The 13,564-nt window shown below is 36.6% G+C and carries 15 protein-coding genes; all 15 read left to right on the top strand.

Annotated elements, in window-relative coordinates; all coding sequences use genetic code 11:
• The 15 genes from EYW48_RS09930 (at window position 1) to EYW48_RS09860 (ending at window position 13,553) form a co-directional block, all read left to right on the top strand.
• Window positions 1-222, top strand: a complete 222-nt coding sequence (locus EYW48_RS09930) for a phosphopantetheine-binding protein (RefSeq protein WP_261934010.1) — start codon at window positions 1-3, stop codon at window positions 220-222.
• Between the two features lie 6 nt (window positions 223-228).
• The gene (locus EYW48_RS09925; protein ID WP_261916467.1) at window positions 229-978 is read left to right on the top strand and encodes an SDR family oxidoreductase; all 750 of its coding nucleotides are present in this window, start codon (window positions 229-231) and stop codon (window positions 976-978) included.
• 17 nt (window positions 979-995) lie between these two features.
• The gene (locus tag EYW48_RS09920) at window positions 996-1,283 is read left to right on the top strand and encodes a hypothetical protein (protein ID WP_261916466.1); all 288 of its coding nucleotides are present in this window, start codon (window positions 996-998) and stop codon (window positions 1,281-1,283) included.
• 6 nt (window positions 1,284-1,289) lie between these two features.
• Window positions 1,290-1,991 carry an SDR family oxidoreductase gene (locus tag EYW48_RS09915; protein WP_261916465.1) on the top strand — a complete coding sequence of 234 codons (702 nt, stop codon included), beginning with the start codon at window positions 1,290-1,292 and terminating at the stop codon, window positions 1,989-1,991.
• Window positions 1,988-3,340 (top strand): fatty acid--CoA ligase family protein, encoded by a 1,353-nt coding sequence (locus tag EYW48_RS09910; protein WP_261916464.1) that lies wholly within the window; start codon window positions 1,988-1,990, stop codon window positions 3,338-3,340. The genes EYW48_RS09915 and EYW48_RS09910 overlap by 4 nt, the downstream gene beginning before the upstream one ends.
• Before the next feature lie 117 nt (window positions 3,341-3,457).
• Complete coding sequence (locus EYW48_RS09905) at window positions 3,458-4,303, top strand: glycosyltransferase (protein ID WP_261916463.1); 846 nt, start codon at window positions 3,458-3,460, stop codon at window positions 4,301-4,303.
• Window positions 4,304-4,305: 2 nt separating this feature from the next.
• The gene (locus EYW48_RS09900) at window positions 4,306-5,361 is read left to right on the top strand and encodes an N-acetylneuraminate synthase family protein (protein ID WP_261916462.1); all 1,056 of its coding nucleotides are present in this window, start codon (window positions 4,306-4,308) and stop codon (window positions 5,359-5,361) included.
• Window positions 5,361-6,059: an acylneuraminate cytidylyltransferase family protein gene (locus EYW48_RS09895; protein WP_277432338.1), complete on the top strand. Its 699-nt coding sequence runs from the start codon at window positions 5,361-5,363 to the stop codon at window positions 6,057-6,059. The genes EYW48_RS09900 and EYW48_RS09895 overlap by 1 nt, the downstream gene beginning before the upstream one ends.
• The gene (locus EYW48_RS09890; RefSeq protein ID WP_261916460.1) at window positions 6,037-7,068 is read left to right on the top strand and encodes a nucleotidyltransferase family protein; all 1,032 of its coding nucleotides are present in this window, start codon (window positions 6,037-6,039) and stop codon (window positions 7,066-7,068) included. The genes EYW48_RS09895 and EYW48_RS09890 overlap by 23 nt, the downstream gene beginning before the upstream one ends.
• A gap of 40 nt (window positions 7,069-7,108) precedes the next feature.
• Window positions 7,109-8,497, top strand: coding sequence for a hypothetical protein (locus EYW48_RS09885; protein WP_277432337.1), 1,389 nt, complete (start codon window positions 7,109-7,111; stop codon window positions 8,495-8,497).
• A gap of 2 nt (window positions 8,498-8,499) precedes the next feature.
• The gene (locus EYW48_RS09880; RefSeq protein WP_277432336.1) at window positions 8,500-9,741 is read left to right on the top strand and encodes a hypothetical protein; all 1,242 of its coding nucleotides are present in this window, start codon (window positions 8,500-8,502) and stop codon (window positions 9,739-9,741) included.
• Between the two features lie 8 nt (window positions 9,742-9,749).
• Complete coding sequence (locus EYW48_RS09875; protein ID WP_261916457.1) at window positions 9,750-11,015, top strand: O-antigen polymerase; 1,266 nt, start codon at window positions 9,750-9,752, stop codon at window positions 11,013-11,015.
• Window positions 11,016-11,018: 3 nt separating this feature from the next.
• Entirely contained in the window at window positions 11,019-12,152 is a 1,134-nt protein-coding gene (locus EYW48_RS09870) for an N-acetyl sugar amidotransferase (RefSeq protein ID WP_261916456.1), read from the top strand.
• Window positions 12,152-12,766, top strand: coding sequence for an imidazole glycerol phosphate synthase subunit HisH (hisH, locus tag EYW48_RS09865; protein ID WP_261916455.1), 615 nt, complete (start codon window positions 12,152-12,154; stop codon window positions 12,764-12,766). The genes EYW48_RS09870 and hisH overlap by 1 nt, the downstream gene beginning before the upstream one ends.
• A gap of 4 nt (window positions 12,767-12,770) precedes the next feature.
• The gene (locus EYW48_RS09860) at window positions 12,771-13,553 is read left to right on the top strand and encodes an AglZ/HisF2 family acetamidino modification protein (RefSeq protein WP_261916454.1); all 783 of its coding nucleotides are present in this window, start codon (window positions 12,771-12,773) and stop codon (window positions 13,551-13,553) included.
• The last annotated feature ends 11 nt before the right edge of the window (window positions 13,554-13,564 follow it).

The raw sequence follows: 13,564 nt of genomic DNA, 5'->3' as shown, positions 1-13,564 counted from the left end.
ATGATGGACGCACAGCAATTTTGTGAAGAAGTAGCAGATATTCTTCAACTAGACGATGAGCTTAACTTAGAAACTAGATTAGTTGATATGGAAGAGTGGGACTCTATGGCACATCTAGGCGTTATTTCTATGTTTGATATGGAGTTTTCAAAACTAATTACTAACTCCGATCTTAAAGCACTAGAAACGGTTCAGCAGTTATATGATTTGAGCCAAGGTTAAGTATCTATGTCAGATACGCAACTCTACTTGGTCACAGGAGCAAGTTCTGGGATAGGCTTGGCCACGACGGAACTGCTGCTGTCTAATGGGTTTAGAGTCATCGCAGTGGCGAGAAAAGAGCGGGAAGAACTGAAGACATTGGCTTGCAGTTACCCAGACACACTATATTTCCAGGTTAGAGATTTATCTATTGATATAGATCTAATTCCTAATTGGATAAAAAGCTTAGCGAAGCAGTATGGGAAGATCTCAGGTGTAGTATGTGCGGCGGGGATCTCTACTGTTTTACCTAATCGCTTTAACAGCTATGATAAGATGTTAGAGATGTTTAATTTGAATTTGTTTTCAGCACTTTCAATTGCCAAAGGGTTTTCAAACAAAAGTGTAATGTCTCTTGGCAATGTAAGCGTAGTTTTCATTGCTTCAGTTGCTGCGTCTATTGGCACGACCGGCTTGGTTAACTATGGCGCATCAAAGGCTGGTATTATTGGCGCCGCTAAATCATTGGCTAAAGAACTTGCTCCTTTGGGTGTAAGGGTAAACTCTATATCCCCTGGCCTTATAAAAACAGATCTAACCGAGAGCCTATATCCCGAAGAAATGTTTGAACGATTGAATGATTTGTACCCGTTAGGTTTGGGTAAAAGTCGCTATATCGCAGATGCTGCATATTTTCTTCTCTCTGATAGAGCCAGTTGGATTACTGGTACGAATATGGTCGTTGATGGCGGAATAAGTTTGGGCGTTAACGAGTAAATTTTTAGGAAGTAATAATGGATAAATATATTGATCTAGTAATATCTGCTCTTGTTGAAATGGGAGAAGACGAAGATAATCAGGAATTAGTGAATGCAAATTCAAAAACTAAACTATTCGGCACCAATGGCATACTTGATAGTGTAGGTATTGTGTTCCTTATGACTGAACTTGAAGAGAAGATCAGTGATGACTTTGGTGTCGACTTAACGCTTGCTGATGAAAAAGCGATGAGTCAAGTTACTTCTCCATTTAGAAACGTGGAAACACTGGCTAAATATCTGTCTGTACTTCTAGAGGAATAGGAGCCGATGCAAAGAAACATACTAATTACCGGTACTAGAAAAGGTCTTGGTAAAGCACTTGCTGAACATTATTTGGCGCAGGGCAACACGGTTATTGGTTGTAGCCGTCAGGCTGGCACAATTGAGCATGAGAAATATATGCATTTCGAGCTTGATGTCTCAGATGAGAGTGCCGTAATCAAGATGGTTCGTTCTTTGCGAAAGACATTAGGCCAGGTTGATGTGCTAATCAATAACGCCGGCATAGCTGCGATGAACCATTTTATTACTACGCCTTTAGCCAGTGCAGAAAAGGTGATGTCGACAAATGTATTGGGTACGTTTCTTTTTTCTCGAGAAGTGGCAAAACTAATGATGAAGCGACGAAGTGGATGTATTGTTAACTACTCTACCGTTGCAGTTCCTCTCGACCTAGAGGGAGAGGCGATTTACGCCGCTAGTAAAGCTGCCGTTGAATCCATGACTCGAATATCTGCTAAGGAGCTGTCTCCCTATGGCCTTCGTGTTAATGCAATTGGTCCCACTCCCATCCCAACGGATCTAATAAAGGCTATCCCAAAAAACAAAATAGAAGATCTGGTGAGTTCTCAGGCGATTAAGCGTTTGGGTAAAGAGGAAGATGTGATCAACGTAATAGACTTCTTTATCTCTCCACGAAGTGAGTTTATTACTGGCCAAGTTATTTATTTAGGTGGGGTATTTAAATGATAGAATACTTAGATAAGTTAAGCAGCTACTCAAGTCAGACTGCTCTTTGTTTTGGTCGTGAAAGCTATACGTATTTACAGCTTAATTCGAGAATAAGTTCTCATGCACAAGAGCTAAGCGATATTAAGCAAGGGAACATTGTGGTTTTGGTTAGCGATTACTCATTTGAAGCTATTTGCCTATTTTTAGCTCTGGCATCAAAAAAATGTATTGTTGTTCCTGTCGTTTCTGATAATGAGGAAGAAATTCAGAAACGTATTGCTGTTTCCGAACCAGATGTAGTAATTAATCTGCGAGGTGAAGGTAATATTAAAATAGATTATCAACGAATTCGTGTCCAGCGACATGACCTGATTTTGACTATGCGACAAAAGAAGAGGGCGGGACTGATTCTTTTTAGTAGTGGTAGTACTGGACAACCGAAAGCGATGATACACGACTTAGATAATCTGTTGGAAACCTATGTATCAAAGCGTGTAAAATCACTATCGATAATGGTTTTCTTAATGTTTGATCATATAGGGGGGCTAAACACACTGTTAAATTCTTTGTCTATGGGCGCAAAAATAGTTATTCCGGACAAGAGAGAGCCAGAGCATGTTGCTGAGCTGATCGAAAGAGAAAAAGTGCATCTTCTGCCTGCGTCTCCTACTTTCCTTAATATGATGCTGATTGCAAGAGTCCATACCCGTTTTAACTTAAGCTCGCTGCGTATGGTGACGTACGGCACTGAACCTATGCCAGAAAGCTTACTTATTAGGCTTAAAGAAGCGTTTCCTCGTGTTAAACTTCTACAAACCTTTGGGACGAGTGAAACTGGAATTGCGAAAACTTCAAGCCGATCTTCTAAAAGTTTAGAGATCAGAATTGATGATCCCAACCAAGAGTATAAGGTAGTTAATGGTGAGTTATGGCTACGTAGTAAAACTCAAATATTGGGTTATTTGAACCACGATATGAGCAGTTTTTCTGATGATGGTTGGTTTGAAACAGGAGATCTTGTTGAAGAAAGCTCTGATGGTTTCTTAAAAATAATTGGGCGAGCGAAAGAAGTTATCAATGTCGGTGGAGAAAAAGTTCTACCAAGTGAAGTAGAGTCAGTTGTACTAGAAGTTGATGGAGTTTTAGATTGTGTTGCATATGCCTCAGCTAACTCGATAACTGGACAAACAGTCGCTATCAACGTTAGCTTCGATCTAGCACATGATGCAAAACTGCTAAAAAAGGCCATACGAAAACATTGTAAGTCAGTATTAGATAGTTACAAAGTGCCAACTAAAGTTAATTTTAGTTCTGATACTGGCGTCGGTGCCCGTATGAAAAAAATACGTATCGATAAATATAACTAGGTATATTTTTAGGACTTTAAATAACTGATTAAGTTTACATGGGCACTGATACTTAGATCTTAAAAAGAATATTTAAGTAAAAGTGTCCTACTTTTTAAGATTTGAGGCTATTTCAAAATGGGAAGAGTACAAAATAGTGTATGTGTGCTTGCAACAGCATTTCCTGTGCCTAAAAATTATCTAGTAGACTTTTTTGATTCGTTTTTAAATCAAGATTATACCCATTTCGATATTATCATGGTAAATGATGGGAATAATGATTTAGATGAATTTTTAGGTAAGTATAATAAGTTAAGTATTGCTACTATCACCCCTGGAGAGACCCCTCTAGTAAATAGAATTCGATTGATTAAAGAAGCAATTAACCGGAACTATAAATACGTTGTATTCTCTGACATAGATGACAAGTTTAGTTATAACAGAGTTTTTGAATGTGTTCGATATCTAGAAGAAAATGATATTGTCGTTAATGATATAACGACATTTAACTCAAAAGGTATATTGCAAAGGAAATACCTTTCAAAAAGAATAGTAAATGGCCAAAGAATAAGCTTTAAAGATATTGAAACCTCTAACATCATGGGCCTGTCTAATACAGCTGTTAAAGTGGATTTACTTAAAGAGTTAGATCTTGATTTTCCAGAGGATGTAATAGCTTTAGATTGGTTAATATACTCTTTGCTGATGTTAAAAGGTTATAAAGCAAAGTTTATTTCATCATGCGAAACGTTTTATCGACAACATGAGAATAATACAGTAGGAATGGGAATAGTTACTAAAGAATCAATAGCCTCAACAGTTAAAGTAAAAGAAATCCATTTCAGAACTTTATGTGATCACTATGAAAAAGCTAGTTCTTTAAAAAACGAGATGATAGCAATAAGTAAAGATCCTAAAAAAATTCGTGAATTATATTCAAATTTGAAAAACAAAACCATATACCCTTTATGGTGGGAGCTATAAATATGAAAATTACAAAAAATCGCGCAATCGAAAACTTCAAAAAGCCTTATGTCATAGCAGAGCTAGGTGCGAACCACAATGGTGATATGGAATTAGCAAAAAAGCTCATAATTGAAGCGAAAGAAGCAGGGGCAGATTGTGTTAAATTCCAGAGTTGGACGAAAAACTCTGTATTTGCCCAAGTAAAGTATGAAGATAACTTCTTTATTGCTGATGATTATAGAGACCGAACTGACTACACTTTGGAAGAAATCGTTGAAAAGTACTCCATTTCTGAGGCTGAATTGTTGGAAATGAAGTCGTTTGCAGAAGAGGTAGGGATTGATTGTTCATCGACTCCTTTTACCAAGGAAGAAGTGGATTTTTTAGTAGAAAAGTTAGAGTCACCTTTTATTAAGGTAGCATCGATGGATCTTAATAATCATCCGTTTTTGTCCTATATTGCTAAGAAAAACTTGCCTATTATCATATCTACGGGGTTAAGTGAGCTACATGAAATAGATAAGGCAATTCGAGTTATTGAAGGAGCTGGCAATACGCAAATATGTATTCTTCATTGTGTATCAACTTATCCACCTGTCGATTCAGACGTAAACTTAAACAATATGAAAACACTCATGGAGACTTATCCAGATTACTGTGTTGGTTTTTCTGATCATACAATAGGAATTGAGATTCCATTAGCTTCTGCAGCTATGGGAGCAAGCCTCATTGAGAAACACTTTACTCTAGATAAAAATATGGAAGGTTGGGATCATAAAGTATCAGCAACTAAAGAGGAACTGGAAGCTATTGTCAAAGGTGCCTCTAGAATCAATGATGCTTTGGGAAGTTTCCGCATTCAGGCAACTGAATCTGATGAGAAAAAAGCCGAATTTCGCAGAAGCATTGCCATTAATCGTGCAATGAAGAAAGGTGAAGTAATCACTGAGCAAGATCTTGACTATAAACGTCCTGGTACTGGAATCAAGCCAGAAATGTCTGATTTTATTGTAGGAATGAAGGTCAATAAAGACTTAAAGCTTGACCATATTTTAACTAAAGAGGACTTGGTTTAATGATCGCTATTGTACCAGCGAGGGGGGGGTCAAAAGGTTTACCAGGGAAAAACATTAAATCTCTTAATGGCAAACCTATGATAGCATATACAATACAAGCTGCCTTAGAGTCGAGGTATATAACGGATGTAGTAATATCAACTGATGACGAGCAAATCTATGATGTCGCAGCTTCGTTAGGCGCAACAAAAACCTTTCTGCGGCCTAAAGAGCTGGCGAGAGATGATTCTCTCGCGGTTGATAACTATATATATACCACTAATCGTTTAAGTGACGAGTTTGGTTATGATGTTGACAATTTTGTCGTATTACAACCAACATCCCCGCTTAGAGAAAGCCAAGATATTGATGGTGCAATCGATCTGTTTTATAAAAACTCAGCGGACTCTGTTGTCAGCTATTGTTTAGAGTATCATCCAGTCATGTGGCACAAGTACATTGAAGCAGATTCAAGTTTAACGAGCATTTTCTCTGATGACTCCTTAAACAATAGGCAACAATTTAGAGAATCTTACTTTCCTAACGGTGCGATCTTTGTTTTTAAGAAATCTCTAATTGACAACAGACAATATTTTTCGGAAAAGACTTTTGCTTATAAAATGCCTAGATCGAGGTCTATAGATATCGATACGCAAGAAGATTTTGATTATGCGCAATTTTTAATGGGGAATAATAATGAAACACACGCTTCTTTATGACGAAAGCTTGACGATAAAGAAGGTGGTCAAAGCCTTGGATAACGGGGGAATAGGCTTTGTCGCATTTGTTGACAAAGATGATCATTTGTTAGGTATATTAACTGACGGAGACCTTCGTAGAGGAATCCTAAACAACTTAACTAATGTTGAAGAACTCGTTAACTTTAAACCAGTAAAAATGGACTCGGCTTCTACTAAGTCAGAAGTCATCGCAAATCTTAAAAGTCTTCATAGAAGGCATATGCCGATAGTGGACGAAAACAATAAGTTAGTATCAATATCCTCACTAGATGATGTCGATTTTATCTCTAGACCTAATACCGTAGTCATTATGGCTGGAGGATTAGGTTCTAGGTTAGGTGAACTAACGAAAAATACCCCTAAACCTATGTTGCATGTTGGTGATCAACCGATGTTACAGAATCTAATAGAGCAGTTTAGAGAGCAAGGTTTTAGGAAGTTTATATTCTGTCTGAACTATAAAAAAGAACTTATTCAAGACTATTTTGGTAACGGAAGTAAATTTTCTGTACACATAGACTATGTTGTTGAAAATAAAAGAATGGGAACTGCCGGGGCATTAAGTCTGATTGATAAGCCTTTTTTACACCCTTTCTTTGTAGTAAACGCAGATGTGTTAACCAACATGAACTTTGACGGACTGTTGGATTATCATCTGTCTAAAAGTGCATCTGCAACAATGGCTGTAAGAGAGTATTGCCATGAAATACCATTTGGTGTTATCAAAGAGCAAGGTGGTAAAATTATAGGAATCGAAGAAAAACCTAGTATTTCTTGGGATGTTAATGCTGGAATCTATGTGTTGAGTCCACCTGTACTAGAAACTATTCCTAAAAATCAGTTTTATGACATGCCGAGTTTATTTAAAACTTTGGCCGATAATAATGGTGGTTGTCATTGCTACAAAATTAATGGCTATTGGATTGATATTGGACGTAAAGAAGAGTTAATAAAAGCAAACTCGGATATTAAAAAAGGTATCGAATAGGATTTTTAGAAAGTTTTAGTGCTTTAATTAAAGTTTAAACTTGCTAAACAAGCTATTCATAAAAATATATAATTTAATTGGTATAATGATGAAGTTTTTTTCTCATGCAGGTCCTTGGTCCGATGATTATTTAGATAATATTGTAAAAGAAATATCAGAAGAAAATGAAAATATTACAATAAGCGCTCATAAAAAAGTTGATAATTCAGGGCTTTGGAATGCTTACTATAAGCAGTTGTCTAAGTTGAAAAACGTGAATTTTGAAGCAAGCGATTTAGATGAAGATATAATTATTAGGTGCAGATTGTTAAGGAGCATCGATAAAAATGATGCTCTTTTACATTTGAATGCTATGAGGGAAGCAACAAGAGAGGTGTTTGAAAGACATGACCCTGATATCGTGCTTTCTGAAACAATTGATTCATATATCATGGATATTCTCTACTTTGAGAGTAAAGAGAGAGGAATACCATTTATTGGGTTAGTCACTGTTTTTGTGAATGGATATTTTAGAATTTCAGCGAGAGGTGAATACAACTATGTTAGGGAAGTTACAGACAGTGAGGTGCAAGAAGTAATTACAGTCTTAGAAGATAAAGCTTATTTACCAGGATTTGTACAAAAAGATAAAAAAAATACAATAAAAACAATTTTAAGAAAATGGGCAAGGAATTTAATTAAAATTCCCTATTTCTCTTTTAAAAGGGTATCGTCAGGCGACTATTTTAACTATCATTATTGGCAATCGGTAATTATATCCAAACAATGGGCGCATTTTCTTCCTAAACTTGAAATTGGTGACGTAAATTGGAAAGAATCCATAGCACGTGAAAAGTCGAAAATCATCTATATTCCTTTACAGATGATTCCTGAAGCTACAGTGGATTACTGGTGTGATTCTGTAGAAGTAATTAATTATGACAAAGTTTTAATTGAATTTATTGAATCTCACAAAGAACTACATTTTCTAATCAAAGAGCATCCTAATGTAATTGGGTATAGAAACCCCAAGTTATACGACATGCTAAGTTCCATGGGTAATGTAACCCTATGCCCAACACAGACCCCATCAAATGATCTTGTTGATCATTATGACGCGACTTTGGTTTGGACAGGCACGGTAGGTTTTGAAGTGGCGTTAAGGAGCAAGCCAGTATTGTGTCTTTCATCTACCTATTACTTCCCTGACGAGCGTTTTTATAAAAAAATCAACAAAGATACTTGCTCTCAAGATATTGCGGAATATATCGAAAACTATGTTGACTTGAGTGAAGTTGATAAAAAGCGACTGGTTCATCATCTACTATCTGGTGTAGATAAAGGGCAACTAATTGTTGATGGAAGTTGGAACGGTAATAACGAGAAAGATCTCCATGATATGAAAGTCCTAGCCGCCTCGTTAGCTAGATATATTGAAAAAATTAAATAGCAATGAAGATTAACTACTTAATTTATCTTTTCTTTTCTATTGGAGGAGCCGCCCTATCTTTTTTTAAGTTAGGCTATATGGCTAGTGCGCTGCAACCAGAGAGCTTTGGATTATACTCTTTAGTAATGATTACGTTTATCTATGTTGGGTATATTGGTAGTTTTGGCTCAAACGAGTACATGTTAAAAATTGGCTCTGCAGCGCAAAATCAAATGGAAAGAGTCAGCATTAGAAATACAGCCCTCAACTATAGTATTTCTGGTGTTTTATTACTTTCAACTATCGTATTCTTAATTTCAACCATATTTATCGGTGTTAAAGTATCTGACTTTGTAGCGAGCCTAGTAATTCTGGCTATTTTTTCACAACCTTATAATATATTTGAGTCCTATTACCGTTCTAGTCAGTATGTTATAAGTTTTTCTTCTATGCTTTTTTCTAAGTCATTATTATCGCTAATTATTGCCATCTTATTTGTAGAGTCTTATGGTTATTGGGCCGCTATTTTTGCTGAGGCAATAGCATTACTTACAATCTCTGTTGTTTGCTTTTTTGTTAATTCAAGTAGCATTGTTTTTTTCGAGTTTGGGAATTATAGAAGTAAAATATGTTTGATATTTAAAGAAGGTTTTCCTTTCTGTTTAATGACGATGCTAAGAAATGTTTCCGTCAGTTTAGAGAGGTATATCGTATCAATTCTATTCGGTTTGATTAACCTTGGGTTGTATTCATTTTTAATGATTTCATATCAAGCAAGTGTGTTGGGCTGTGGAATACTAATGAATGTTATAGGTCCCAAGTTTATTAAAATGGCCTCCAATAAGAAAGATTCAAGGAAGTTTCTTAATTCGGTTATAGCATTGTTTAGTGTAGTTACATTTTTAAGTGTTATCCTGTATCCAAGCTTCAAGTTTTTGTCACCAATACTCGTTGAGAAGTACTTTATATCTTATTATTCGGAGCAAACCTTCTCTATATTGTCTTATGTTTATTGGTTATGCCTTGTTTCGGTATTACTTTTTATTAGTGATTGGATTTTATTGAGCCTTTCCGCAGAAAAAATAGCTAGGAATCTTACTTTTTTATCTCTCATTCTTGTCAGTATATTATTTCCAATTGGAATGTATACACAATTTGGATTGTCTGCATTTATTGAAGGGATATTATTTATTAGATTGGCAGTGCTTTTTTTTACTATTATCGCTTTATATAGGGCTTTCGAAAAAAAAAAGGGGGGGTGGTGATAAGGAATATGTTTGAAAATAAGGTGAATGCTTTTACTTTGGGAACTGTGGTTATTCTTTTTCCTTGGTTGATCGTTACGCTGATGAGAGTGTTTGGTCCTGTTACTCATGTAATTGTTAGTGTTGATTTAATTATATATTTGATGTGTTTTGTTTTAATAACTTATGCTTCATACTTCGTAGGTTTTTTCTCAATTAATAAAAAAAGTAAACTTTTAAAAGTTGGTGGAAAACTTGGTGCGTCAACTGGTCTAGTTATTCAGATAAGAAATTTGTTTTTTATTTTACTTACTATTTATGTAATACTTGCCTACATAGACTTTTTGATAATAAAGAATGGGTCTTTTAGTGGCATTGTTGAGCAAAGAGAGTCCGAGCACTTGTCCGGTCCTAGAAACTCAATTATTGGTCTGCTAATATTTTTTCTTTCTGGTACTCCCCCTATTTTTGCATCAATACTGTTTTATACGAAATGTGAAAATAGAAAAGCTAAACTTTTTTACTACACACTAGTTTTTCTTGGGTTTGCTGCGATGTTTTTGTCTGGTGGTCGTAATGCATTTTTTATAAGCACGATTTACTGTCTTTCATTTATAATGGTTTATAAAGTACGCAATAAGAATAATGGAATTAATCTAAAGAAACTTTGTGTCTTTATAACTATCTTCATAGGTGTTCTCTATTCTTTGAGTATGTTTCTTACAAGATTTGAGGTGCAGGGTTTAGACGTTCACATTATGCTTGACTATTTAGAGCGAGAGTATAATCTTTTAATCTATCGGATACCAGGATTACCAATTGAATTGCAACCAATATATTCGGTTTTTGTTTATTTGTCGTTTTATGTAACACATCCTTTTACTTATTTAAATGACTATTTTGAGTTGGCTTACTCTCCTTATCTTATGGGAGGGTATAATTTCTATATTATAGTTAGAATGATTGACGTTCTCTTTGGAACTCAATTCTATCAAACTGGTAGCGAACTAATTTTACAAAGTGGTGTGTACTTAACTTTTCCGGGTACGCTTTTCTTAGATTTTGGGTATATCGGCGGGTTATTAGTCGGAGCTCTATTTGGTTTTTCTTATGGCTTCTTAACAAGGCGTCTAGGAAGTAGTGTGATTAGCAGCAAATTGTGGTTCGCATTTATCACTGTTATAATGATTTTTTCGCCAATATACAGTGTTATAGGGATGGCTAATGGTTGGTCATTGCTATTTTTAATAACCTGCACCACTTTTCTGTCGCTCAGAGTTAGACAAAGAGATTGAATAATGAGCTATCAAATATGTAGTAAATGCATCATGGATACGAGTGATCCTAGTATTTCCTTTAATGAGCACGGCGTGTGCAATCACTGCTTGAACTTTGAAAACACTATTAAGCCGAGCTGGAACACTGATAGTCAAGGCCATCAGAAGTTGATGGAAATGGCTGAGTTAATCAAGAAAGATGGTGTGGGCAAGGATTTTGATTGCATCATCGGTTTGTCTGGTGGTTTGGATAGTTCATATGTAGCTTACGTCGCGAAAGAAGTGATGGGCTTGAGGCCGCTTTTATTTCATGTAGATGCTGGGTGGAACACCGATCAGGCAGTAGGCAACATAGAGAAATTAATCGAAGGACTAGAAGTCGACTTGTACACCGAAGTTGTAAACTGGCAAGAAATTAAAGACCTTCAAGTTGCTTTCCTGAAATCTGGTATTCCAGACCAAGACTTAGTTCAAGACGCTGCATTCTTTTCTGGGCTTTATCGTTTTGCTCGGAAACATGGCGTTAAACATATTCTTACTGGTTCAAATTTCTCTACAGAATGTTGTCGCGAACCAGAAGAGTGGGGTGGGTATTTAGGTGTTGATTCTACGCTATTTAAAGACATCCACAGCAAGTTTGGCAGTAAGAACAAGCTAAATGACTTCCCACTTGTAGACATTTTGTTCTACAAGATTTTATACAAGATTTATCCAGGGTTGAAAGTCCATTATCCTCTGAACCTTGTTCCATTTACTAAAAGAGAAGCAGAAGAGGAGCTTAATGATAAGTTTGGATGGGAGAAGTTCCAACATAAGCATCATGAATCTCGCTTTACTCGCTTTTATGAAGATTACTGGTTACCAAGACGCTTTGGTTTTCAAAAGCGTCGTGCTCATTTTTCGAGTTTGATACATACTGAGCAAATGAGTCGTGAAGCTGCCTTAGAGAGAATTTCAAAGCCTGAGATGGACGAACACTTTTTGACACGCGAGTTTGAATATGTGGCACATAAGTTAGATCTCACAGTTGACGAGCTGCAGGCACTGTTTGATGCACCAAAGAAAACATATCGAGACTACAAAAATAAGCGTTGGCTTATTCAATTCGGTGCATCATTATTGCGGAAGTTTGGTAAAGAAAAGAGGAATGTCTAGTGCTTCACATTATTGATTATGGTGTTGGGAATATTCAGGCATTTTTAAATGTATTCAAAAGATTAGGCATACCTTGCAAGCGCTCTACTTCCCCTCTTGAACTTAGCGAAGCGACGCACCTTATCTTACCAGGTGTTGGGTCGTTTGATCATGCTATGACTGAGTTTTCGAAGTCAGGGTTGCGAGATAAAGTAGAAGAGCTAGTGCAAGTAAGAAAAATACCTGTACTGGGAATATGTGTTGGCATGCAAATGCTTGCGACTAGTAGCGAAGAAGGTGAGTTACCGGGTTTAAACTGGATTCCAGGCCGGGTTCGCTCATTCCGAAGTTGCCCGCAAAGTGAAGCACTCCCTATGCCTCATATGGGTTGGAATGAGGTAGTGCTTTCTAAGTTGTCGCCACTTTTCAATGAGTTTCAAGAAGAGCCGGAATTCTATTTTTTACATTCATACTTCTTTGATTGTGATGATGAAGAGAATGGCCTGGCTAAGGCAGATTATGGGTTGAAGTTTGACTGTATCGTAAATTCTGGAAATGTTTACGGTATACAGTGTCATCCAGAGAAAAGCCATCAATTTGGTGAGACTATCCTAAAGAATTTTGCGGAGCTATAAGGCGATGTTACGACCAAGAGTTATTCCTTGTCTTTTAATCCACCAAGGTGGGCTTGTAAAAACTCAAAAATTTGGCTCTCCAAAATATGTTGGCGATCCAATCAATGCAGTTAAGATTTTTAATGAAAAAGAGTCTGATGAATTAATGGTGATTGATATCGATGCCACTGTTAATGGAGCAGAACCCGACTATGATCTCATTGCTAAGTTAGCTGCTGAGTGTAGGATGCCACTATGTTATGGTGGCGGAATTAAAACGGCTGCTCAAGCTTCTCGCATAATCGACCTTGGTGTCGAGAAAGTGGCATTGAGCTCTGCTGCTATTGCAGATCCAAATCTGATTGGTGAAATTTCGAGTAGCATTGGTAGCCAAAGTGTTGTGGTCGTGGTCGATGTACAAAAGAAAAAAGGTCTTTTTTCTAATAGTTATCAAGTTCTTACACATAATGCTACTCAAGCTCATAAAATTGACTTATTTGCGTTGGCAAAAACCGTAGAAGAGCATGGAGCTGGTGAGCTAGTGATTAATTCCGTCGATTTAGATGGCATGATGACAGGGTATGATCTAGAACTGTCAAAGAAAATAAAAGAACAAATGCATATTCCTGTTACTTTCCTTGGGGGAGCTGGCAACATGTCTGACCTAGAGAAGCTGGTTCAAGAATGTGGTGTTGTCGGTGTAGCGGCAGGCAGTTTGTTTGTCTTTAAAGGTAAATATAGAGCGGTTCTGATTAGTTACCCAACTAAACAAGAGAAGACCGATTTAAGCAAACAAGTTTCAATTTAGAGCGATAACGG

Source organism: Vibrio sp. 1180_3 (genome assembly GCF_029478545.1).
Lineage (GTDB): Bacteria > Pseudomonadota > Gammaproteobacteria > Enterobacterales > Vibrionaceae > Vibrio > Vibrio aestuarianus.
This window is presented reverse-complemented; position numbering and strand designations above follow the sequence as displayed.

Excerpts from the sequence above, each read along its gene's own strand:
- EYW48_RS09930 (WP_261934010.1), top strand. The coding sequence starts at position 1 with ATGATGGACGCACAGCAATTTTGTGAAGAAGTAGCAGATATTCTTCAA.
- EYW48_RS09925 (WP_261916467.1), top strand. The coding sequence starts at position 229 with ATGTCAGATACGCAACTCTACTTGGTCACAGGAGCAAGTTCTGGGATA.
- EYW48_RS09920 (WP_261916466.1), top strand. The coding sequence starts at position 996 with ATGGATAAATATATTGATCTAGTAATATCTGCTCTTGTTGAAATGGGA.
- EYW48_RS09915 (WP_261916465.1), top strand. The coding sequence starts at position 1,290 with ATGCAAAGAAACATACTAATTACCGGTACTAGAAAAGGTCTTGGTAAA.
- EYW48_RS09910 (WP_261916464.1), top strand. The coding sequence starts at position 1,988 with ATGATAGAATACTTAGATAAGTTAAGCAGCTACTCAAGTCAGACTGCT.
- EYW48_RS09905 (WP_261916463.1), top strand. The coding sequence starts at position 3,458 with ATGGGAAGAGTACAAAATAGTGTATGTGTGCTTGCAACAGCATTTCCT.
- EYW48_RS09900 (WP_261916462.1), top strand. The coding sequence starts at position 4,306 with ATGAAAATTACAAAAAATCGCGCAATCGAAAACTTCAAAAAGCCTTAT.
- EYW48_RS09895 (WP_277432338.1), top strand. The coding sequence starts at position 5,361 with ATGATCGCTATTGTACCAGCGAGGGGGGGGTCAAAAGGTTTACCAGGG.
- EYW48_RS09890 (WP_261916460.1), top strand. The coding sequence starts at position 6,037 with ATGAAACACACGCTTCTTTATGACGAAAGCTTGACGATAAAGAAGGTG.
- EYW48_RS09880 (WP_277432336.1), top strand. The coding sequence starts at position 8,500 with ATGAAGATTAACTACTTAATTTATCTTTTCTTTTCTATTGGAGGAGCC.
- EYW48_RS09875 (WP_261916457.1), top strand. The coding sequence starts at position 9,750 with ATGTTTGAAAATAAGGTGAATGCTTTTACTTTGGGAACTGTGGTTATT.
- EYW48_RS09870 (WP_261916456.1), top strand. The coding sequence starts at position 11,019 with ATGAGCTATCAAATATGTAGTAAATGCATCATGGATACGAGTGATCCT.
- EYW48_RS09860 (WP_261916454.1), top strand. The coding sequence starts at position 12,771 with ATGTTACGACCAAGAGTTATTCCTTGTCTTTTAATCCACCAAGGTGGG.